Annotated in this window: 17 protein-coding genes; 4 read left to right on the forward strand and 13 right to left on the reverse strand. The window is 54.1% G+C overall.

What is annotated here, in order from left to right:
• Positions 1-97: 97 nt before the first annotated feature.
• Positions 98-2,269, reverse strand: coding sequence for a GGDEF/EAL domain-containing response regulator (locus ICT70_RS08525; RefSeq protein WP_191155530.1), 2,172 nt, complete (start codon positions 2,267-2,269; stop codon positions 98-100).
• Positions 2,270-2,282: 13 nt separating this feature from the next.
• Positions 2,283-4,388, reverse strand: coding sequence for an ATP-binding protein (locus ICT70_RS08530; protein ID WP_191155532.1), 2,106 nt, complete (start codon positions 4,386-4,388; stop codon positions 2,283-2,285).
• Positions 4,389-4,745: 357 nt separating this feature from the next.
• Between ICT70_RS08530 and ICT70_RS08535 the strand changes: the two genes are divergently transcribed.
• Entirely contained in the window at positions 4,746-7,571 is a 2,826-nt protein-coding gene (locus ICT70_RS08535) for a GPMC system transcriptional regulator (RefSeq protein ID WP_191155534.1), read from the forward strand.
• Between the two features lies 1 nt (position 7,572).
• On the opposite strand, the gene ICT70_RS08540 is transcribed toward ICT70_RS08535, so the two are convergent.
• The 7 genes from ICT70_RS08540 to ICT70_RS08570 form a co-directional block, all read right to left on the reverse strand.
• Positions 7,573-8,856 (reverse strand): M16 family metallopeptidase, encoded by a 1,284-nt coding sequence (locus ICT70_RS08540; RefSeq protein WP_191155536.1) that lies wholly within the window; start codon positions 8,854-8,856, stop codon positions 7,573-7,575.
• A 105-nt stretch (positions 8,857-8,961) separates the two neighbouring features.
• The gene (gene hemB, locus ICT70_RS08545) at positions 8,962-9,936 is read right to left on the reverse strand and encodes a porphobilinogen synthase (RefSeq protein WP_191155538.1); all 975 of its coding nucleotides are present in this window, start codon (positions 9,934-9,936) and stop codon (positions 8,962-8,964) included.
• Positions 9,937-9,970: 34 nt separating this feature from the next.
• Positions 9,971-10,756, reverse strand: coding sequence for a uroporphyrinogen-III synthase (locus ICT70_RS08550; RefSeq protein WP_191155540.1), 786 nt, complete (start codon positions 10,754-10,756; stop codon positions 9,971-9,973).
• 1 nt (position 10,757) lies between these two features.
• Positions 10,758-11,714 carry a hydroxymethylbilane synthase gene (gene hemC / locus ICT70_RS08555; protein ID WP_191155542.1) on the reverse strand — a complete coding sequence of 319 codons (957 nt, stop codon included), beginning with the start codon at positions 11,712-11,714 and terminating at the stop codon, positions 10,758-10,760.
• 20 nt (positions 11,715-11,734) lie between these two features.
• Complete coding sequence (gene hemA / locus ICT70_RS08560; RefSeq protein WP_191155544.1) at positions 11,735-13,039, reverse strand: glutamyl-tRNA reductase; 1,305 nt, start codon at positions 13,037-13,039, stop codon at positions 11,735-11,737.
• Positions 13,040-13,061: 22 nt separating this feature from the next.
• Positions 13,062-13,898 carry a c-type cytochrome biogenesis protein CcsB gene (ccsB, locus tag ICT70_RS08565; RefSeq protein WP_191155546.1) on the reverse strand — a complete coding sequence of 279 codons (837 nt, stop codon included), beginning with the start codon at positions 13,896-13,898 and terminating at the stop codon, positions 13,062-13,064.
• A 70-nt stretch (positions 13,899-13,968) separates the two neighbouring features.
• Entirely contained in the window at positions 13,969-14,547 is a 579-nt protein-coding gene (locus ICT70_RS08570; RefSeq protein ID WP_191155548.1) for a phosphoheptose isomerase family protein, read from the reverse strand.
• A 195-nt stretch (positions 14,548-14,742) separates the two neighbouring features.
• On the opposite strand from ICT70_RS08570, the gene trxA reads away from it, so the two are divergent.
• A complete protein-coding gene (trxA, locus tag ICT70_RS08575) occupies positions 14,743-15,072 on the forward strand; it encodes a thioredoxin TrxA (protein ID WP_191155550.1) in 330 nt (109 codons plus the stop codon).
• Between the two features lie 63 nt (positions 15,073-15,135).
• Here the strand turns inward: trxA and ICT70_RS08580 are convergent, their stop codons facing one another.
• From ICT70_RS08580 to ICT70_RS08590, 3 genes are read right to left on the reverse strand one after another with little or no spacing between them, the layout of a single operon-like run.
• Complete coding sequence (locus tag ICT70_RS08580) at positions 15,136-16,809, reverse strand: P-loop NTPase fold protein (RefSeq protein WP_191155552.1); 1,674 nt, start codon at positions 16,807-16,809, stop codon at positions 15,136-15,138.
• Positions 16,810-16,854: 45 nt separating this feature from the next.
• Entirely contained in the window at positions 16,855-17,526 is a 672-nt protein-coding gene (locus ICT70_RS08585) for a uracil-DNA glycosylase (RefSeq protein WP_191155554.1), read from the reverse strand.
• Between the two features lie 2 nt (positions 17,527-17,528).
• On the reverse strand, positions 17,529-17,816 hold the full coding sequence (locus tag ICT70_RS08590) for a DUF2288 family protein (protein WP_191155556.1): 288 nt from the start codon (positions 17,814-17,816) through the stop codon (positions 17,529-17,531).
• A gap of 214 nt (positions 17,817-18,030) precedes the next feature.
• On the opposite strand from ICT70_RS08590, the gene ICT70_RS08595 reads away from it, so the two are divergent.
• Positions 18,031-19,539, forward strand: coding sequence for a DUF342 domain-containing protein (locus tag ICT70_RS08595; protein WP_191155559.1), 1,509 nt, complete (start codon positions 18,031-18,033; stop codon positions 19,537-19,539).
• Positions 19,540-19,558: 19 nt separating this feature from the next.
• Here the strand turns inward: ICT70_RS08595 and hemG are convergent, their stop codons facing one another.
• Positions 19,559-20,971, reverse strand: coding sequence for a protoporphyrinogen oxidase (gene hemG / locus ICT70_RS08600; RefSeq protein ID WP_191155561.1), 1,413 nt, complete (start codon positions 20,969-20,971; stop codon positions 19,559-19,561).
• A gap of 170 nt (positions 20,972-21,141) precedes the next feature.
• On the opposite strand from hemG, the gene ICT70_RS08605 reads away from it, so the two are divergent.
• Positions 21,142-22,008, forward strand: a complete 867-nt coding sequence (locus ICT70_RS08605; RefSeq protein ID WP_191155563.1) for a DnaJ C-terminal domain-containing protein — start codon at positions 21,142-21,144, stop codon at positions 22,006-22,008.
• Positions 22,009-22,153 lie beyond the last annotated feature (145 nt).

Here is a 22,153-nt window from a genome sequence, read left to right on the forward strand (position 1 = left end):
TTGTCATTCGGGAAGGGGCACTGACCCATTGTATAACCGGAGTGTGTCCATCCATAAGCTATTAGGTGGTGTTGGATGGACACCTGTTGCGCCGCGCTCAGTGTTTGGCCAGACTTATTCCCGGAGCCAGGTTCGGATGAGTGCACAACAGGGCAAAGGCGGCATCAGCAGAAACGGCTTCACCGTACAGATAACCCTGCACTGCATGGCAACCCAGGTGGCGCAAGTGCTCCAGCTGGATGAGGTTTTCAACGCCCTTGGCCATCAGGGTTAAATTAAGCCCGCGCGCCATCATGGCGATACCATCGGCGATTCGCGCCCGCCCCACATCCTGCGTAATGTCGCGCACAAAGGAACGATCGATCATCAGGGTATTGACCGGATAATCACGCAGATAATTGAGCGAGGAATGGCCGCAACCAAAATTATCTATGGCAACAGAGACACCCATGCGACTCAACCCCCGCAACACTCCCGCTACCCCACTGGAACCATCCAGCATCCCCTGCTCGGTAATCTGGACTTCGAACAGCTCGGCATCAAGCCCTGCCGCTTTGATAGTGGCGGTAAACTTATCCGTGTAGTCCTCCTGCTGCAACTGGAGGACCGACAGGTTAAGAGCCACCCTGATCGGCGGCAACCCCTGCCGTCGCCAGCGCAACATCTCCTCACATACCTGTTGCAGCACCCAGTCTCCGATCGGGATGATCTGGCGGTTTTTTTCAGCAACATGGATAAAATCACCCGGGCACAGCAAACCACGATACGGATGCTGCCAACGCAGCAATGCCTCCATACCGACAATATGACTGCTGGTCGGATCCACCTTGGGCTGGAAAAATACCTGCAGCTGGTTGCGTTCCAGGGCAGTGCTTAATTCTTTCTCCAAGTTCACGCCTCCCAGGATGTTCCCCATCTGCCGCTCATAGACACAATAGCCATCCTTGCCTGTATCCTTGGCATGATACATGGCGATATCAGCACTATGGAGCAAGGCCTCTATGCTATCCCCCCCTTCCGGATAAAGAGCAATTCCCATGCTGGCGCTCAAACGTACTTCATGACCATCAACCGTCAGGGGCATGCGAACCGCTGCGAGGATTTTATCTGCAACAATGGTCGCATCCTCCAGCGATGTAATATTCACCAGCAGCAGTGAAAATTCATCGCCACCAAAGCGACTGACCGTATCTTCGGCACGGACACATTGAACGATGGACCCTGCCACCTGTTGTAAAATCCGGTCACCAACAATATGGCCATAGCTGTCATTGATCTCTTTAAAAAAGTCCAGATCGATAAAAATCACCGCAATTCTGGTGTTGCTGCGCGTCGCGTGGGCCAGGGCCTGGGTCATACGATCAGCAAAAAGAAGACGGTTCGGCAAACGGGTCAACAGGTCATGGTAGGCCTGATAGCTGATCCGTTCTTCTGAGCGTTTTCTTTCGGTAATATCGCGGGCGCTACCGAGAGTTCCAACGAATTCCTTATGACCAGCGTTGTTCTGGGCATAGACCCCCATGGCATTCAACTCTACCAGAAGCTCTGCTCCGCCTTGTCCCTGCTGACTGTTCCGACTTGCCTGCAAGCGAATCTCCGTACTGCGGGTCGCCCGCTCCCCGGTACGTTGTTCACTGAAGAACCGGTGCGCAATATCGGCATTATTAGGATGGATAAGAAAGGAAAAATGACGCCCGATAATCTCATGCCGCTTGTACCCCAACAGTCCCTCGATCATATCATTGACAAAGGTAAACACCCCGTTGGCGTCAAGCATATAAATAAAGTCAGGGGAATTATTAACAATAAAACGATGCATCCGTTCCGATTCTTCCAGCGCCAATTCGGTACGGCGCAACTGTAACCGGGTCTGCTGCCGCTCAACGCCCCGACTGACACTGACCAACAGATCTTCCGGACGATAGGGCTTGCGGACAAAATCATAAGCGCCCAGGCGCAAAGCATCTTTAATGGAGACAACGGAACTATCGGAAACCAGGACAATGGTTTCAACATCAAGGCAGGAGTTCCGAACCGCTTCGATCAGGTGGCAACTGTCACGACCGGAAATCTGTAAATCGAGTAATAATAGAGCGTAGCGCCCTTGTTTGAGTTTTTTCACTGCCTCTTCACAGGAGGTTGACAGGTCGGTACGATACCCGTTGATGCGCAGCAGCGCCTGCAGACTGTAAAGCAAGGGCAACTGCTCACCGACGATCAGAATTCCCGCTGACGGGTTTTCTAGTTTGGTGGTATGTTCCTGAGACATGATTCCCCCCTATTCAGGCAAACAAGCTGAAATCATCCACGACCGGCAGTTGCAGATAAAAACTGGTGCCCTGGTCCGGGCCACTGTGACAGCTGATCCGTCCCCCGAGATCTTCCACCATCCCCTTGACAATACTTAAGCCCGACCCGGCATGCCCTCCACCTTTGGTGCTGACAACCGGTCGGAACAATCGATCCCTGATGGCAGCCGGTATTCCAGGACCATTGTCGGCAATATGTATTTCGACATAACGCCCACGCTCAGAACAAAACCCTTCACGGGTCGCCAGGGTAATTTGGCCGCCATGATCGAGAGCTTCTGCTGCATTCTTAATCAGATTGACCAGGATCTGTCGAATCAGGATAGCCATGCTCGACAGCAGTGGAAGATCCTGCTGGAACTGTTGGATCACCTCTATGTTGCGGGGTGTTAATTCAGCCTCACGCAAGGTATCAACGGTTTCCTGCACCAATTGGTTGATATCAATCTCCTGGTCAGGAAATTCGTAGGTATCCTGCTGATTAAGATAGTAATGAACGATTTCATCGACCCGTTGTGATTCCTGCTTAATGGCTTCAGCCAGTTCCCGGCCGGATCTCCCTGACAGATTGTGTTTCAACACCTCGGCATAATTGCCGATAATGGTCAGAGGACTGCTGATTTCGTGATTAACCCGACGCAGCAGCAAGGCACCATCTCCAATGCGATTAAATTCTGCCATCGATACCTGGGCCAGCGCCGCACTGACGATAGGGTGCAAAACAGTTATTGCCGGGGACTCAAGTCCGTCAGCCTGGTAAGCGTTATCGAAACCAAAAACTACCACCGCCAGAGGATGATCATTGGAACGTAAAGGGTAACACACGAAGCCCTGGCCACCGCCCAGGCGCAGCAGCAGATGGTCGGTCACGGTCAAGGCTTGATCTGGAGCAAAACTGCTGACAGCACCCCCGCCGGACAGAGCCCGGGCCGCCAGGCTCGCCTCACTGATCAATGGAATTTTCAGCTCACGTGACAAGCGCGAGCCGTCTTTTGAAGAAATCCCGATCAACTCCTGACGCCGCTGATCAAGCAGAAAAAAATGAACCTTCTTAGCCTGACTGTTCTCCAGATAAAGACTCCTGGCAATCTCGGCAATCTCTTCCGGCGTAGTGCCGCTGGTCAAGCGGGCTCGGGCCGCCTCCTGGCTGGCAACCAGAAAAATCTGCCGGGTTAACCGTCGACAGGCCTTATTGAAGGACTCCACGGATGCTGCATCGTTATCCTTGGCCTCGAAGGAAGGGGCAGAAAGACTGGTCACCCACTCAAACAGATAATCTGTTTCTGTGGGACGCAGATTAAAAAACAACTCGCCCAGGCGCCCCGCTTCAGGATTCAATTCACCATCGCTGCCGGCAAAAAGCTGGGCCAGCCTGGCGATCCGAAAGAGTGGATTGGCCGTTTGCAGTTGACCGCTGTCCACCATCAGGAAACGGATGGCATCAGCCAGAAAGGAGTCAAGTCCCCAGCTGTCAATCTTGTCAGCCGCCAACGTGAGATGGTCGGTCTGAACGTGCTGCGGCTCCAGTCCTGCTTGCTTTTCGCAACTCCAGGAGACGGGTTCCTTATCCAGAAAAAGATCACCGTGCTGCGCTAGCAACTGATAAAGGCCAAGGGTCTGCAACAGTCCACCGAGTTGTGCCTCTTCGATGTAGGGGTAGTTAACCGAAGGAGCAATACAGCGGGCCGCCTGACCGGCAAAACGCGATGTCCGCCACAGTGTCCTTAAATAGGATATTTCAGTTGCCGACAGCTTGTGCTCCAGTACGTGCCGGGCGGACTGAAGAACCAGGCTGACAATCATCGGGTACCCTAAAGAATTCACCGCAGCGGTAACCGGTTCGGTAGCATCCAGTTTATGGTGACTACCCTTTGCAGCAACGTCAATCAAGTGAGCAGCGAAGGGGGCATCCTGTAATATAATCTCTACAACTAACTGGGGACTGGCACCTTGAAGGCAGGCGGACAGGAGATCGGCAAGGACATCGGGCATGGAAAGCAAAGAAGATCCCTTTGCCCCATAGGTTTTGGCAGGCGGCTCCGGGAGAGGCTCTTTTTTATTGATTGAAATGACCCCCATAAATACATCCCTTGCTTATTGATGAAACATGCAGCCATTATTCATCAGCTATGCTAGATTAGCAAGGACAAAAAAAAGAAATATGCTTAACATTCAGGCATTTAGATAGAGAAACAGGTTCAAAATTTTCATAATAAAAACCTCACAAACTCATATTTCCCTCATCAATTGCAAGCAAGCTATCAAAACCAAAGCCTATTTTATATTGGCTTAATAAAAATCTAATTCTTAAAGATTAAAAAACATCGCAATGATGATCCCAGGATCAGCCTGCCGCTGGTACTATTTTTTTGACAGCGATGAGCATTCCCTCTACCCTGCAGACTAAGCAACAAACAACTCATTCGGAGTACTTACATGAACATACCGGCACAAAAACAGATCGACCAGATCATTAAAACTCTTGACGAATTCGGCAAAGAGAACCTGGTCGAAATTTTACGCCGTATCAGCCAGGGAGTGCAGCTGATAAGTGGTGGTGGACATTGTCGCATCTACCTTGAAGATCTGACCGTGGGGTCTTTAAGCTGCGCTGCGGCAGAGAGTGATGACCTGCAGGGGATCAGCGAGCCCAACTTCCCGATTAATGACAGCTTCTTTCCGATCCCGCAGGTTTATCAGCAAAAGCAGGAAATGGCGGTTGCGAGCCTGTCACGTCATTCAAGGACCGCAGTCACCACAGATGAGCCCTTTGCCCAGTCCTTTTATCTGCTGCCGATCCTTCACCTTGGTCGCGCTATCGGGGTGATCAGTCTTGACCGCAGTGGCGCTGAGCAACTCCCATCAGAGCTGGTGTTGCGGCAATTACGCAAACTGCTGAGCGGGGCAGCGCCAAGCCTGAACCGCGCCCGCAAGTACCACCAGCAATTGCTCCTTGCCCGGCGCGTCGATGAAGCTAAAAAGCGTGAAGCAGCCCTGTTCATGGTGAAATCGGCGGCCCAGCTGATTGATCGCGTGGCGCTGGCCTCGGTGCTGATCCCGGTTCCCTCCGGCATCGACGGTGAACGCACCCTGGAAATTCTCGCCTCCTACTCCAAAGAACGCGAAGCCCGGCGACTTTACGAAGAAGAAAAACTGATCAACCTGGCTCCCGGAGAGTCCCTGATATCCCGCTTTATCGATCGCGCCGGGGTTATTGTCGACGATAGCCTGCTGGCCCCCCTGTATATCGAAGATCTGGCCGTTGAAACCCTGCAAAAACGCTATCTGACCGAAAACCTGGGCCTGAAATCCCTCTACATTGTTCCCCGCTATGACAGACACAATCGTCGTGTCATCTGCCTGGTCAATTACTACACCAAGGATCGCTACCACTTCAGTTCCTTTGAGCGTGACCTGCTCGATGCTCATGCAGAAATGGCACAGCGGGTCGTGCAGGAAATCGGCGATGAACACCTGGAGATCCAGATCCTGTCCGAAATCGGCGATCTGCTGCAACAGTCAGGCGATGGGCTGCGCCCCTTTTTACACCGGGTGCTCTCCAAGGCAACCCAGCTGATCGGTGCCGACACCGGTAGTCTTGCTCTGGTGCGCGAGTCCCAGGGGGAACGTTGGCTATTGGTGGAAGATGACCAGGGGAATCTGATCGGAGCCAAAAACAAGGAATGGCTGAAAAAATATATTCCACCGATCCTCATTGGTGGCAATGAACTTCCCCCCGATCAACGCAGTCTGACCGGCCTCGCCGCCGCCACCCGCCGCCCGCAGATTCTTGATGACTGTCATGAAGGCAGTAATGAAGAAAAGTTTTACCGCCCGGTCACCGAGGCGATTCGTAGCGAAATTGCGGTACCGGTAGTTTACGAAGATGACGTTCTGGCAGTTGTTTGTCTCGACAGCCTGCGACCTCACTACTTCACCGATGAGCATCAGCGCATCCTGCAGATTATTGCGCGGATGATCGGCCACCATCTGTCAATTCTGCAGAAAATCGATCAACTCACCAGCGAAATCGACCGCCTGCGCCAGGATGTCGGCTACAAAGACCCGAAAATCACCTCTTATCGGCTTGGCAATATTATCGGCAATTCCAGCAAAGCCCAGGAAATCATCACCACCATCCAGCGCATCAGTCCTCCCCTATGCGAACGCATCACTCAGTGGCACAAGCAAGGGGTGCCTGATCAGGGCGAGTTTCTCGGCCTTCCCTCTATCCTGATTACCGGCGAAACCGGTGCCGGCAAGGAGTTTCTGTTCAACAACTTCTACACGGAACTTAACCGTATTTTTCGCCAGCTGCTGCCCGGTCGCAGCAGTCTGCCGCTAAAAAAAACCAACATTGCCGCCTACAGTGGCGATCTGACCTACTCCGAGCTGTTCGGCCACAAGCGTGGCGCCTTTACCGGGGCCCATAATGATCGCCGCGGCATTCTTGAGGAAGCCCATGGCGGAGTCGTGTTCCTTGATGAAATTGGTGATGCAGACCCCAAGACTCAGGTACAGCTGTTACGGTTTCTTGACAATGGCGAATTTATCCGTCTCGGGGAAAACATCACCCGTCACTCCCAGGTACTGCTGGTTGCCGGTACCAACCGTGATCTGCGCCAGCTGATCGCTGACGGAACGTTTCGCGAAGACCTTTATCACCGTCTCTCCGAATTGATCATCGAGGTCCCCTCCCTCAACCAGCGCCGTGAAGATATCCCTGACCTGGCCATTCACCTGCTTGGTCGCCTGTTTCAGGCCTACCACAAGCAGGACGAAAAAAACGCCCAGCCGGCACTCAGCCAGAAGGCCAAAAACCTGTTGCGTCGCCATCACTACACCGGCAATATCCGTGAACTGCGCAGTATCCTGTTGCGCGGCATGCTGTTGCGCCGGGGAGATGTGATCGATGTCGAGGAAATCACTAATGCCCTGCAACCGCAGGCCTTTAGCCGGGCGGACCGTAGCGACCAGAACAAAGTGCTGAACGATCAACTGGCCGAGGAGATTTTGCAGAGGGTTATCCAGCAGGAGGAGACCTTCTGGTCGGCTCTCTACGAACCCTATGCGCGCCAGGAGATTACCCGGGATCTGGTGCTCAAAGTGGTGGAAAAGGCGCGCACCGAAGGGGCGACCAACATGCCTAAACTGGCCCGGCTGCTGGAGGCCTGTGACCCGTCATCAACGGACGAAAATGAAAAGAAGCGCTTTTTCCGCTTTAAAAACTTTTTTTACAAAACCGTCAAGCTGCGCTGGTAAGTTACAAACCGGCATGAAGCAGTCGCTCAACCTGACGGCGATCCTGCTCGGACCAGGGACCAACAACGGCCAGATTGATGGTAGACGGCGTCACCAGTTGTTGAACCACCTGCCGGATATTTTCTGCGCTCAGGCTCAACAGTTCCTGCCGATCCTGTTCCAGGGTGCGCAGATAGCCGGCCTGCAGCCCCCAGCCATAACGTACTGCCAGCGATTCACTCTGGTCGCGGGAGAAATCAAGATCAAACAGATAGGTTTTAACCGCCGCCGCCAGTTCAGCGGCGCCAAGCGGTTCATCGCGCAAGCGTTTTAAGATTGCCAGAACCTCCGTAACAGCGGCAACCAGATTGTCAGGAGCAACCGCCGTATCAATTGCCAGGTAACCGGTATCGTCCAGCAGTAAACAGCTGACCTCCACCGAGTAGGTCAGGCCGAGTTCTTCGCGTAAGCGCAACGGCAGGCGCGCACCTGCACCCCAGCCGAGGATCCGCCGCAGCAAACGGATCGCCATGGTGCGTTCATCGTTACGTCCAGGCAAACGAAACGCCAGCTGAAAACTGACCTGGGAGTCAGAGTCCTGGACCCAGCGGCTGCGTGGTACCCACTGCCGCGACTCCTCCAATGGCACCGGAGTGCGCGGTTCACGCGGCTGCCAGTCGCCGAATTCCCGTTCAGTAGCCCGGCGCAAGACGGCAGGGTCGACTGCGCCGCAGGCACAGATCACCAGATTGCCGGGATGATACCAGTCATGATAATAGGCCTCAAGCTGCGGGCGACCGATAGCGTTCAGCGTCTCGGGGGATCCGATCAGTGATGCGCCCAACGGATGATCCGGCCAGAGTAAGTCGACCATCAGATTATCGAGATTAACCTGTTCGCCGCACTCGTTAAAATCCTCCCGCGCTTCTTCCAGAATAATCTTCCGCTCCGTATCGATCTGGTTAAAACAAGGGCGTCGCAGCATGGAAGCAAAGAGTTCAACCCCGCGCTCAATATAATCAGGATGAACGCGCGAATGGAAACAGGTGGTTTCAACATCGGTTGAGGCATTTACCGCCCCGCCAATCTCCTCAAAAGCGCGTTCCAGTTCGGTGCTGTTGGCAAATTCGGCGGTGCCGCGAAACACCATATGTTCGAGAAAGTGGGAAATCCCCGCCTGGGCCAACGGCTCACAACGACCACCGACGGCCAGATAACAGACCAGCTCCACCGCGTGCTGGTGCGGCATGGGAACCGTGACCAGGCGAATACCGTTGGGGAGTTGATCGATAAGATATTCTTCCATAGATGATTCTTCTCTTGCCGAAGCCAAGCGGCCAGTTTGCAAAAAGGACAACGGGCCACCGTTTAACGATAGCCCGCTGACTGATATTTTCATCCTGTAGATTTATTACCTGGCCAGCAACCGTGCCGCTTCCTTGGCGTGGTAGGTGATAATCAGGTCGGCGCCGGCGCGTTTCATTCCCAGCAGGGTTTCCATCATCACTCCATCCCCATCGATCCAGCCTTTTTCTGCTGCGGCCTTGACCATGCTGTACTCGCCGGACACATTATAAGCGACCAGTGGCAGATCGAAGTTGTCTTTCAGCTCGCGCAGCAGATCCAGATAGGCCAGGGCCGGCTTGACCATGAGAAAGTCTGCTGCTTCGGCCACATCCTGAGCCGCCTCGCGCAAGGCTTCCAGGCGATTGGCGGGATCCATCTGGTAACTGCGGCGATCGCCAAAACCGGGGGTACTTTCCGCCGCTTCACGGAAGGGTCCGTAGTAGCTGCTGGCATATTTGACCGCGTAGCTCATTATCGGGACAGGATCAAAGCCATTTTCATCGAGAATCATGCGGATTGCCGCTATCCGCCCATCCATCATGTCAGACGGGGCAACAATATCAGCCCCGGCCTGAACATGGCTCAACGCCTCCTTAGCGAGCAGCTCAAGGGTCGCATCGTTATCGACATCCCCGTCCTTGATCACCCCGCAATGGCCATGATCGGTGTATTCACACAGGCAGACATCGGTGATCACCAATAGTCCCGGGATCTCGGCCTTAATCGCACGGATGGTGTTTTGAATAATCCCGCTGTCACTGTAGGCGTCGCTCCCGACGGCATCCTTGGCTTCCGGAATACCGAATAAAATAACCGCCGGAATTCCCAGATCACGCACTTCTTTGGCTTCAGCGACAATATGCTCGATGGACTGCTGATAGATGCCGGGCATGGAGCTGATCTCTTTTTTGATGTTGGTGCCAAAAGCACTGAACATAGGGTAGATCAGATCGTCAACGCGCAGATGGGTTTCACGTACCATGCGCCGTAGCGTGGCGTTGCGGCGCAAGCGACGAGGACGGTAATCAGGGAAATTCATAGGTCACTCCTGTTGCTGTCTTGAAGTTCAGATGTTAGCGGTAATAATTTACCATCGCCTGCAGCAAAGCATCCATCGTCCAGGTCTCGGGCTCAAGATCAACCTCAAAGCCTCCCTCTCGAATGGTCTGTGACGTTTGCGGGCCAATGGAGAAAAATTTACTTGTGCCCTTAAGATGAGCCAGATCTGCGCCAAGCATCTGGTGCAGGTGACGAAAAGTTGATGACGAACTGAAGCAGATCGCGTCCAGCTCGCCGGCAGCTAGCAGGGAACGAATTTTTTCCGTATTTTCCTGGGGAATCACGGTCTGGTAGGCGATGGGGTCGATCACCGTGGCACCGGCAGCGCGCAACTCTGCGGCCAGCAGCGGACGCGCAGCAGCAGCACGGGGATACAAAATCCTTTTCCCCGTAACCTCGCGGGCCAGCAATTCCTTCACCATCCCTTCAGCACGATGATCCACCGGCATGAGGGTTGGTCGCAGCTTGTATTGCGCCAGCGCTTCAGCAGTTTTTGGCCCAACGACAACCAGTTCCAACTGGCGCAACAGACCGAAGTACTGATTATTCTCCAGCATCCGCGCAAACAGTGCCTGCACCGCATTGACCGACGTTAAAATGACCATCTGGTAGGTATCCAGATCACCCACTGCCAGATCCAGCTCCTTATAGCTGGCGGGTGGGACAATCTCAATGGTCGGGAGGCAGATGGCTTCACCGCCCAGGGCATTGATCTGGGCAACAAAGGGGGCGGCCTGGTCAGCCGGGCGCGTCACCAGAAACCGCCGACCACCCAGTGGCAGTGGGGACTCTCCAGTCATCTTAGTGTTCTGCTTCGGGAAAGGTGCGACACCCATAGACTTCGTTGAGGATCGCCGCAGCGCCCTCTGCCAGCAATTCTTTCGCCAGGGCGACGCCGGCAGCATGAGCCTGATCGGTCGGCACCAGGGTGGAGCGCTTGAGCAGGGTTTTTCCCTCCACATCAGCCACCAGGGCGGTCAAGGTGAGCTGCCCTTGGTTGACTGTACCAAAAGCGGCAATCGGCACCTGACAGCCCCCTTCAAGGGTTGCCAGGACCGCCCGCTCACCAATCACGGCGCAGGCGGTTTCGGTGTGATTGAAAAAGTCGATCAACTCATTGGTGCGATCATCGTCAAGTCGACTCTCAAGCCCTAAAGCACCCTGTCCGATCGCCGGCAGACAGACATCGGGTTCGAGGTAACAGCCGATCTGCTCGGCAAAGCCAAGACGCTTCATACCGGCGGCGGCGAGGACAACCGCATCGAGATGATCATCGATCAGCTTGCGGATCCGTGTTTCGACATTGCCCCGCACGTCAATCATCTGCAGATCCGGGCGCAGGTGCAGCAATTGCGCCTTGCGTCGCAAGGACGAGGTGCCGATGCGCCCACCCTGCGGGAGGTCCGCCAGCGAACGCCGCCCCGCCGGCAACACCAGAATGTCACGCGGATCCTCACGCTTGGTAATACAGCGCAGCCCGGTCCCTTGGGGAAACACGGTAGGCACATCCTTCATCGAGTGAACCGCGATATCAATTTCGTTACGCAGCATCGCTTCCTGGATTTCCTTGACGAACAACCCCTTACCACCGACCTTGGCGAGGGGAACATCGAGGATTTTATCACCTTGGGTCTTGATTTTAGTCAGGGTGACCGCCAGATCAGGATAGCGCTGTTCAAGCTCAGCCTTGACCCAGTTAGCCTGCCATAAAGCCAGGGCGCTGGCGCGGGTACCAATACGTAATGTGCGGTTGGACATGCTGTCTCCTTCTCTTATGACTATTCTTCCGGCAATTCAGGCAGATCGTCAGATGGGGGTTGAACAGAAAGATCAAATAACATCTGCACCGCATCGAGATAACGCAGTTTATCATCGTCACAATCACGTTGTTTGAGCAGACGGGTGGGATGATGGAGAATTTTATTGACGATGGCGCTGGTCATGGCATCAAGCATCTTGCGCTCATGCTCATCCAGGTTGCCGAGGCTGGACAGGGTACGCTGCAGCTCTTTCCGGCGCACCTCTTCGAGTTGTTTGCGCAAGGCGACAATGGTTGGCCTGACCGTGAGGTTGGACAGCCAGTCATGGAAGCGGCCGACCTCCTGAGTAACAATCTGGTCCGCCTTGACCGCCTCCTTTTCACGTTCCTTGAGATTGGATTGTACCACACCCTGCAGATCGTCGACATCATACAGATAGACACTGTCAATCTTGCCGGCCGCCGGATCAATGTCACGCGGAACGGCAATATCAATCAGAAACATCGGCTGATAGCGCCGTATTTTACAGGCGGCCTTGAGATCCGCAGCGCTGATGACATAATCAGGAGATCCCGTCGATGACAACAGGATATCAACCCGGTGAAGCTGCTCCCGGAAGTTGGCAAAATTAACGGCAACCCCGTCAAAGCTTTCGGCCAGGCTTTCGGCGCGGCTGAAAGTCCGGTTGGTCACCAACACCTTTGATACCCCGTAACGGACAAAATGTTTGGCCGCCAATTCACACATCTCGCCGGCACCGACCAGCATGACCGTTTTGTTTTCAAGGGAGTCAAAAATTTTACGCGCCAGCTCCACTGCAGCATAAGAAACGGACACGGCGTTACTGGCAATGGCGGTTTCAGTGCGTACCCGCTTGGCCACGGAAAACGCCTTGTGCATAAAGCGATTAAGGACCAGACCGGCACTCTTGCAATCACAGGCATGGCCATAGGCAGTTTTAATCTGACCTAAGATCTGCGGTTCGCCAACCACCATGGAATCCAGGCTGGCGGTCACCCGGAAAACATGGCGCACGGCGTCCTGACAGGTGTAGGAATACAGATGCGCATTGAGCTCGTCTGCGCTCACGCCGTGACACTCGCCGATAAAACGCTGCAACTCGGCACAGGCCTGTTCCGGGCGCATGGAAGCTGCATAGAGTTCAACCCGGTTACAGGTCGAAACGATCATCGCTTCAGATATGCTCGGCAGAGCGAGAACCTGGGCAAGGCGACCGGCAAGGGTATCCGCCTCAAACGCTATTTTTTCGCGAATTTCAACCGGAGCCGTTTTATGACTGAGTCCAACGACAACAATATTCATAACAACAATCCGCGGTAATGAGTCATGGCATGGAAAAAACTTCAAAGGTGTGATAGCCGTCAAACAGCAGACTCACCCCGAGGAAGCTGAAAAGCAGAAACATAAAGGCAACAGTAGAGAAAAATGCGGCGCGGCGCCCCCGCCAGCCGACCGTCAGACGGCCATGCAGCAGGGCGGCATAGAGCAGCCAGGTAATCAGCGCCCAGGTCTCCTTCGGGTCCCAGCTCCAGTAGCTGCCCCAGGCCAGGTTGGCCCAGGCCGCGCCGCTGATAATCCCCAGGGTCATAAACGGAAAACCGACACTCAGACAGGTGTAATTGACCCGGTCCAGGACATCGATGGATGGCAGCATCCGGTATAAGCGATTAAACCGTTTGCTTTTAAGCATTCGATCCTGAATCAGATACATGACCCCGGCACCGAACGACAGGGCAAACGCGGCATTTCCTAAAAAGGCAAAGCTGATGTGCAAGGGAAAGAGCCAGCTGCGCAGCACTGGATTGAGAGGCACCACCACATCCGGACTGAACGCACTGAACATCATCAGACCAGTGGCAACCGGAGCGGCAAAAGCTCCCATCACCGACAGACGGAAACGCAGATCCAGCAGCAGGAACAACAGCACCAGACACCAGGCAAAAAAGGACAGGGATTCGTGCAGGCTGGTAACCGGCGTGCCTAGAACCATGGTATGGCGCACGGCAAAAACACCGGCATGAATAACAATCCCCACCAGTAACACCCAGCGCCCCAGCTGCCCGGCTCCTTCACGTTTGCCGATCATGGCCGTCAGGTAGAGCACCCCGGCTACCAGGTAACTGACTGTTGTTAGTGCAAAAAGCAGCTTCACAGGTTCCATAGGTTTCCTTTCTGCACACATGACAACAGTCGATAAAAGGAAAGTACGGCAGTCATGCCGGGCAACCAACTCAACATTGAAAAAGCTCCGCTTCCACCAACTCGCACAGTAAATGACCGGCAAATTGCATTAATTCAATTTGTCGTGCCCGACTACCGGTTGCCAGATCCAGGCACCATTCGAGATCATCACGATAGAGGGGATCCTTCATGCCGGCACCGGACAATAAGGCAACCGCCTGATCATTCTCGAGCATCTCATCACGCAACCGCTCCAGGGCCGGACTGAGAGCCCCGCTACCAAAGAGCAGCAGCAGCTGTTTTTCGCCGCCCAGCGCACGATAGTGGCGAATAAACAACTGTTCGTAATCGCCACTTGAAGCCATTGCCGCCGCCAATGCGCTATCACTTCCCAGACAGATGGCCGGCAGGGCCGGCCGATCAAAATCAAGACGATAGGCAAAAGCCGTAGCGACCAGTTGAGCCACCGGATGGAACATGCCAATTCCGACCGTCAACAGTTGTCCTCCATCGGCAAAGAGGGTGGCGACCCCCCCGGCCAGGCGCTTCATCTCTACCTGTTGGGTATCGCAAAACCGCTTGATGAGCTCCCGGTGGAGACCAGTTGATTGGGCGAAACGAGAATCCATAAAACCTCCGCCGGCAAAGATATGACCGGCATGCCAAGTCACTGCGGCATGATAGGGAGGCTCCTGGTTAGTGTCAAGCGTCACTTCGGGTCCGATGATTAGATCTTTGATTTTTTAACCGAGTTACTATATATTAGCTTTTGCATGAATTGACCACCCTTTTTGAGTATTCGAATCAAGAATAAGGAGAAACTGATGGCTAGCGATAAAATTATCGAAGTTACCGACGACCAGTTCGATTCCACCGTACTGAAATCTGACACCCCGATCCTCGTCGATTTCTGGGCAAGCTGGTGCGCCCCCTGCAAAGCGATTGCTCCGGTGCTGGATCAACTGGCAGACGAATATGATGGCAAGGTCAAGATCGGTAAAGTCAACGTCGACGACAACCCGGCGACCCCGGGTCAATACGGGGTCCGCGGGATCCCGACGATGATTCTTTTCCATCAGGGCAAGGTCGTTGATCAGCTGGTAGGGGCCGTGCCTAAAAACCAGATTGAAAGTCTGATCAAAAAAGCCCTGTAGTGCAACCTGCTGCATAAAGTGGTTGATAAAAAAGCTCCAGCAAACAGGCCGGGGCTTTTTTATTTAGATCGAGACCCCGAAACGCCTCACCCGGCTCGCATTCAAGCGGCTTTCCCTGCCGATCTGTTGCAGGGCGGCGGTGGCTTTTTCAACGATCAGCCGCTGCGAATCGCTGATGCCGCCCAGTCGCCCGTATCGCAGACAAGCGTCGATATGACGGGATAATTGATCACCGTTTAACCCCTTGAACAGCAGGATAAAATCAGTCACCGACGCCTGGGCAAGCTGATGTTCCTCATCGCTGTGGTCCCCCTCTTCGTGCAACCGCTCGCAGAGCTGTAGCACGGTCAACTTTTCGCGCAGGGCGTGCTGAACCTGGCGGAATTTCTCTATCACCTCTGGATCGCGAATTTCCTCTGTCTCGACAGCTGACGCAATGGCAAACAGCTTCGTCTCACCTTTGCGTTTTTCGATATACAGATCAATAATCCGACTGGCCAACTTGTCTTTACCCAGATAGCGTAGCAGGCGCACGCTGCCATCAAGGTTGACCGGGCTGATATGGCGGGCATTGTCGCGAAAACTCTCCGACAGGCAAGTAATAACATCAGTGGCATTGTCATCAAACGAGCGGTAAAATGTTTGCCAGGCCTCCTGGAAAGATTTTTCCGAGCGTGCTGCGCGAATCTGCTCGTCATAGATGATTGCCTGTTCCTTCATCGGTTCTTCATCGAGGTACCCATTCTCGACCAGACGACCGATCTGACGACCAAAATCATCCAGACAAAAATTATCATAGCCACGCAGGATCGCATTCCACTGTTGCTGCTGCGTGGTCAAATTCTCCTCACTGTCAAGGCTGGCGAATGAGGCGGTACGATTCATGATAAAAGCATAATCAGGAGCCTCAGCAGAGCGGCTGTAATAACACCAGGCCAGTAGAGCAAGAATACGCACCGCCCGCTCTAACACCTGCGGATCAACGTTTTTCAATACCGGCACCAGCAAACTCGCCAGGGCTTCGGTTTTTTTGATGATGCGAATATTGTTGATCTGCAATTGCATCACCGCCGGCCCCAGAATCTTGCCTAAGAGATCGTTGCGCAATGAAATAGCAACACAATCTTTGGCGCTCGGGGCAAAGCGCAGTTCGCTGTCGATCACCTTCTCGCGCAGGCGATTGTACTCAATATGGGAATCGCCGCCGAGGCTTTCATCATTGAGAATCAGCACCACCTTGCACTTTTTCTGTTCCTTCAAGATGGTGATCAGGCCGAGGATATCCTGGGTCTCCATTCCTTTGCCTTTACGCTCAAAATCATCCAGACAGATCAGGGTTTTTTCCAGCGATAGAAAAGCCAGGGATTCGAACGGGGCATCAGTCAATTCTGCCGCTTTTTCGACCGCAAAAAGAGCAAACTTCTTTTTTCCGGTGGTGCGCAACAAACGGTTCATATTGGCACGAAAGCTCTCCACTGACGGGCGGCGACCGATGTGCTGACGCGACATCATGTTTTCAAAAATACTGTTTTTCAGTTCCGACAGGGAATTGATACCAAAGAGGGAAACGTACGAGTAGTCGCTTAGAGCGATACGCCGTTGATTTTTTGCGGCATGCAGGTAAGCATTCCAGGCGTAGGTTTTGCCCACCCCCCAGCCCCCTTTGATGGCAAGAACCTCCGGTACTTCGCTGGCCAGAAATCGTCCAATCTGCTGTTCAATAATGGTAATTGACATGGGACATTTCCTTCACTGATCGACCGCAGATGAACCCAACAAGACTCAGCCTAAGATCTGACGCAACTGCTCTCTGAATTGTCCGGCACCACCATTGGCGGGATGGCGGACTTTGGTCGCTCCAATCCGCAGCTGCCCCAGTTGCAGTGCGGATTTTTCGCCAACCGCAACAATCTGACTGAAATTTCCGAGTTCCAGCAACTGCAGCAGGATCCGGTGCCCGGCACTTAGTTCCCGCGCATCCGGGGTGCGGTTACTGAGCAGCCCCTGGTCAGGGTGGTAAGGGTGCCAGGGAAAGGCGTTCCACAAAACCACCCGATAGGGATCGATTCCCTGCTGTGCCAAGAAGCCCCAGACGATGGTCGCCGTCGGCTCGGTAAAACCTGCGGGGCGCACTTTGGGCGAGCTGGTTCGGCGGGGGGTAAGTCCTTTAAATACGATTTCCGGTGCCAGTCCTTTGTGGGCCAGTCCACCCAACAGCAGGCGCTCTGAGGTCATCGGAATCCCGCTGAAATGCCCCCCCTGATAACCAATCGCTTCGGCACACAACAGGGTATCTGCCTGCCCGATGCGCTCACCCAGATAGTGGGTCAGCTGTTCGCAACGAACAACCGCTCCCTTATCATCAGCATCATGGCAGAAATCCCTCTCAGCCCAGGGATTAAACACCGCGGCAGACCGATAAGCGCGTAAAGAGGTGACAAAATCAGTAAGCACCCTCACACCGCCTGGATCAGAATATAGGGTTGAACAATCAGCATCAAAAAAGGCTTGTCAAGGGACGTTTCCCACTCTGCCAGCTCAGCAGCTGTCGGCTTGGCCAATTGGCCACCGGCAATCCACGCCCCGACTGCGGAGGTATCGTCCGCGGCAACAGCCCCGGCTACCGCTACCAGGTTCAGATCAGAAGTCACAGTGACAATGGCATCACGGCGCAGGTGAATGCGCAACTCGCGCCAGCTGACCTGGGCAAGATCACGCTCAAAGCCCTCTTTGACAGTCGTCATGATAGTTATGCTCCGTAGATCGCCAACCGATTTATTGATAATCAGCGGCAGAATAACCAGCAGGCCGATGGTCGGTCAACACCTGTGGGCATGAAATCCACTGAATATTTTTTTCCGGGTGAAAAAGTAGCTCAATTAAATTAGTCTGTTAGCCGATAGGTATGATAGAGTTATACTAATTTTTATCATTTTTACTACATCAGACGTGAGGATCATGGCTGAGAGTGACAAAAAAAGCAGGATCGATGTCGGGTGCAAAGTACTTGCTGAATATGTCACCGACGACTACAGCCTGCAACTGCAAACCTGCGCCAGCGACATGGAATGCCGTGCCGGCATCACTGTCCATAACCTCGAAAAAAGCCCCTCTCCTGCGGATATCATGTCGTTTCTGCGCCGCAACAATATTACCAGCAGCGTCGATCTCGAACAGGTTGCCATCTTTTGCACTGAAGCTGCCCAGGGCAACAATCCCCAGGACATCATCCTCGCTCGCGGGTCGGAGCCGGAACCGGGAGAGGACGGCTGGTTCGAGCTGCTGGTGTCAACCGGCAAGGATGTGTCGGAATGGGAAGAGGATGAGTTTGGCCGGGTCAACTTCAAAGATGTCCAGAATTTTTCCAACGTTGAGATTGGTGAGCATATCGGCAACATCTATCCGCCGACCCCCGGAGTCCCGGGGAAAACCATCACCGGCGATCTGATTACCCCGCTATCCGGCAAAGCCGCCAATGTTATTGCCGGTGCCGGCGTGCGTTTGAGCGACGACGGCAAACAGGCCTTTGCCATCCGCAGCGGCCGGGCTGTCTTTGATAATAACATGATCTCGATTGCCGAAGAATTTATCGTCGATGGCGATGTTGACTTACGTGTTGGCCACATCACCTTTAATGGTTTTGTCGATATCAAGGGGGATGTGCTCGATGATTTCAACATTACCGCCACCAAAGGGATCAAGGTTTCCGGTGCGGTTGGGGCCTGCAAGATTCAGTGTGACGGGCCGGTTACTATCGGCACCATGACCGGCAAGGGGGTGGGTAAAATCGTCTGCAAAGGAGCTTTGCGGGCCAACTACCTCAACCAGGTCACGGTCGAATGTTGGAACAACATCGACGTTGCCCACGAAGTGCGTAACTCGATCCTCAAAGCCACCGGCAGCATCCACATTGAAACGGGGCAAATATCCGGCGGCGAGGCCATTGCCCTGGAAGGGATCGAGGCCAAAGCGGTAGGGGCACGTTCCGGCATCAGAACCCAGCTGACGTCCGGCGTCTACTTCCCCGAAAACGATCGTCTTAAGTACCTGCGGACGCGGGTCAAAAGCGTTGCTGAACAGGCTAAACGGATCAGTGAAGCACTCAAATCGCTCAACAAAAAACCGCGGCCGGACAACCGTCCGGCCCTGCGTGAAGCGATTGAACTGCGCATCGGCATCCTCACCCAACGCCACGTTAACCTCGAAGAAGAGCGGGAAGAGCTCAACGAAGAGTTGATCAATTTCAGCGCCGGAGAACACCCGACCGCCCGCGCCAGGATCAATGTTCTGGCAAAGCTGATGGAAGGATCGGTGCTTCACCTCGGTGAAACCAGTGAAGAAATCAAGATGGAGCGCTCCGGACCCATGTCCATTGTTGAGAACACTCAAGACGGCGGGCTGCGCTTTTTGAGCCACTCCCCCCTGGCCGCCGTGCTTAAAGAACCGGAAGATGACGCAGATGAATGATGTTTTGTTGTTTCTGCGGTCAGGCGCTTCGGTCCTGTACCTCTTTCATCACCCGCTCGGCTACCCGATTGGCTGCGTTGACACAATCATTCAATCCCACTCCGTAAAAAGCATTTCCGCTTAACAGTAGTCCCGGGGTAGTGGCCAGCGCAGCATCCAGCGCCTGCAATCTGGCACCGTGGCCACGCGTGTACTGGGGAATAGCGCGTGGATGACGGAACACCCGGACAAAATCGGGCGACTCAGTGATTCCCATGATCCGGCTCAAATCGGCGCTGGTGCGGGCGATGACCTCGTCATCGGCCAGATCAATCGCTGCCGCATTGGTCGCGCCGCCCATCATTGAGCGTAACAGCACCTTTCCTTGCGGAGCACGATTGGGAAAGATACTCGAATCCCAGAGGGTTCCGAGGGTGTGGCACCCCTCGGCGCGGGGGATCAGATAGCCAAAGCCATCCAGATTGCGCGCGATCCGTTCACGTTCATAACCGAAACAGATCACGTTCATCGGAGCGTAAGGGATTTCACGTAACAGCGTGGCTACTTGAGGGTTCAGTTGGTCGATCATCGTTGCCACGGCGTATGAGGGGGAGGCGGTAACGACCAGATCAACGTCAAGCTGCTTACCGGAAGCCAGCTGCAATAGAAAACCACCTGATTTTTTCTCGATTCGCTCCACCTGCTGACCAGTTATCAGCTCCCCCTGTAAAGAAGAGGAAGCGGCATCGGTCAGTTCCTGAATGCCCCCGACAAAAGAAGTCAACACCCCACCCGGTCCGGCAGCACTGGCAACCGCCTTGCCCGCCTTGATCTCGGCGCGTTTTTTGCGCGCCAGTCGCACCATCGCCTTGAGCAGACCACCATATTCCTGCTCAAGTTCATAGATGCGCGGGAAACAACTCTTCAGACTCATGGTTTCCGGATTGCCGGCAAAAATACCGGAGACCATAGGGGAAATCAGCTTATCCAGGGCTTCCTTGCCCAACCGCCGCCGCCCGAACTCGGCAAGGGTTTCATCACCGGGATCAGTACGTTTGGGCACCAGAACCTCACCCGCCAGACGTAATTTTCCCGGCCAGGAGATTAACTTGGAAGAGAGAAAAGAGGGACCATTCTCGGGCAATCGGTGGAGCATTTTATCCGCGTAGATATAACGCTTGCGGGCGTTATCATCAGAACGCAGCAAGCGCTCCTCAATCTGCAGGTGGCGGCACAAATCCAGGGTCATGGGTTTACTGTCGAGGAAGCCGTTAGGCCCCCATTCACACAGGTACCCCTCTTCCTTGATCGACCAGATCTTGCCGCCGACCCGTTCCTGTTTTTCGATAACCAGGGTGGTCAGATCAAGTCCCGACCGGCGGGCATGCTCTTCAATAGAACTGGCTGCCGCCAGCCCGGAAATGCCTGCTCCTATGATTGCGATTCGTGTCATAATGGCCCCTGCAAAAGTTCGGATTAATGAAATTTTTCCATATCCTAGCGGTTCACCACAGACAGGTCAAGCCGTCGCTTACATCCACAGGCAAGGTGCTTGACCTGTTGAAAAAGTGATCCTACTATGAATCCTATTGTCAACTTGCAGGAAACAGGAGCGTTGGGACTATGGCTAAAGATTACTACTCGATACTTGGCGTCGAACGCAATGCCGATGCCGCAACGATAAAAAAATCTTATCGTAAACTGGCGCAGAAATATCACCCAGACAAGAACCCCGGCGACAAGCACGCTGAAGATCAATTCAAACAACTGACAGAAGCTTACGCCGTGCTCTCTGACTCGGAGAAAAAGCGTCAGTATGACCAGTTTGGTGATGCCGGTTTTCACCAGCGCTTTTCCCAGGAAGATATCTTCCGCAATGTCAACATGGGGGATATCTTCGGCAGCTTCGGTGGGGAAGACCTGTTCAGCCAACTCTTTGGTGGGCGTCCACACACCCGCCGCGCACCACAACGAGGACAGGACTATTCGATGCAGATCAGTATCCCTTTTCGCCTGGCGGTTCAGGGTGGTGAGCGCCGCATCGACTATCGCAGCGACGGCAAGGTCGAGCAGATCAAGGTCAAGATTCCCCCGGGCATTGAGCAGGGTGCAAAGCTTCGCGTCGCCGGCAAGGGAGGTGTCAATCCGGCGGGTGGACCGGCGGGGCACCTGTATTTACAAATTGACATTGAACCCGATCCGGTGTTCAGCCGCGAAGGCAATGATCTGCTGGTGAGGGCGGAAATTCCGTTTAGTGGCATCTGCCTCGGCACAACCATCGAGGTGCCAACCCTCGAAACCCCGAAGCGGGTCAAGGTGCCGGCCGGCATGCAGCCAGGGCAAAAGATCCGCCTGCGCGGGTTCGGGGTTGCGGCCTCGGGCAAACAGGTAGCAGGTGATCTTTTCGCCATTATCGAGGTGGCTGTCCCCAAAAGCCTTACCGCTGAACAGAAAGAGCAGTTAAAAAAACTTAAAGATGCTGGGTTATAACCCTGGTTTGTGACGATAAGACGGGTCAATGCGTCAGAGCACCTGGTGGAAAACCCGGAGTTCACGGCTAATTTTCTTGCCTTGCAACCACAGCACAGGCTATAGTGTTGCGCCCATAAAGAAAACAGCAGAAGGACCAAAAATG

The organism is Pelovirga terrestris, assembly GCF_014773365.1.
Lineage (GTDB): Bacteria > Desulfobacterota > Desulfuromonadia > Desulfuromonadales > Geopsychrobacteraceae > Pelovirga > Pelovirga terrestris.

Excerpts from the sequence above, each read along its gene's own strand:
- ICT70_RS08580 (WP_191155552.1), bottom strand. The coding sequence starts at position 16,809 with ATGTCAATTACCATTATTGAACAGCAGATTGGACGATTTCTGGCCAGC.
- hemA (WP_191155544.1), bottom strand. The coding sequence starts at position 13,039 with ATGAATATTGTTGTCGTTGGACTCAGTCATAAAACGGCTCCGGTTGAA.
- ICT70_RS08525 (WP_191155530.1), bottom strand. The coding sequence starts at position 2,269 with ATGTCTCAGGAACATACCACCAAACTAGAAAACCCGTCAGCGGGAATT.
- ICT70_RS08540 (WP_191155536.1), bottom strand. The coding sequence starts at position 8,856 with ATGGAAGAATATCTTATCGATCAACTCCCCAACGGTATTCGCCTGGTC.
- hemG (WP_191155561.1), bottom strand. The coding sequence starts at position 20,971 with ATGACACGAATCGCAATCATAGGAGCAGGCATTTCCGGGCTGGCGGCA.
- ccsB (WP_191155546.1), bottom strand. The coding sequence starts at position 13,898 with ATGGAACCTGTGAAGCTGCTTTTTGCACTAACAACAGTCAGTTACCTG.
- ICT70_RS08535 (WP_191155534.1), top strand. The coding sequence starts at position 4,746 with ATGAACATACCGGCACAAAAACAGATCGACCAGATCATTAAAACTCTT.
- ICT70_RS08590 (WP_191155556.1), bottom strand. The coding sequence starts at position 17,816 with ATGACGACTGTCAAAGAGGGCTTTGAGCGTGATCTTGCCCAGGTCAGC.
- trxA (WP_191155550.1), top strand. The coding sequence starts at position 14,743 with ATGGCTAGCGATAAAATTATCGAAGTTACCGACGACCAGTTCGATTCC.
- ICT70_RS08605 (WP_191155563.1), top strand. The coding sequence starts at position 21,142 with ATGGCTAAAGATTACTACTCGATACTTGGCGTCGAACGCAATGCCGAT.
- ICT70_RS08570 (WP_191155548.1), bottom strand. The coding sequence starts at position 14,547 with ATGGATTCTCGTTTCGCCCAATCAACTGGTCTCCACCGGGAGCTCATC.
- hemC (WP_191155542.1), bottom strand. The coding sequence starts at position 11,714 with ATGTCCAACCGCACATTACGTATTGGTACCCGCGCCAGCGCCCTGGCT.
- ICT70_RS08550 (WP_191155540.1), bottom strand. The coding sequence starts at position 10,756 with ATGACTGGAGAGTCCCCACTGCCACTGGGTGGTCGGCGGTTTCTGGTG.
- hemB (WP_191155538.1), bottom strand. The coding sequence starts at position 9,936 with ATGAATTTCCCTGATTACCGTCCTCGTCGCTTGCGCCGCAACGCCACG.
- ICT70_RS08595 (WP_191155559.1), top strand. The coding sequence starts at position 18,031 with ATGGCTGAGAGTGACAAAAAAAGCAGGATCGATGTCGGGTGCAAAGTA.
- ICT70_RS08530 (WP_191155532.1), bottom strand. The coding sequence starts at position 4,388 with ATGGGGGTCATTTCAATCAATAAAAAAGAGCCTCTCCCGGAGCCGCCT.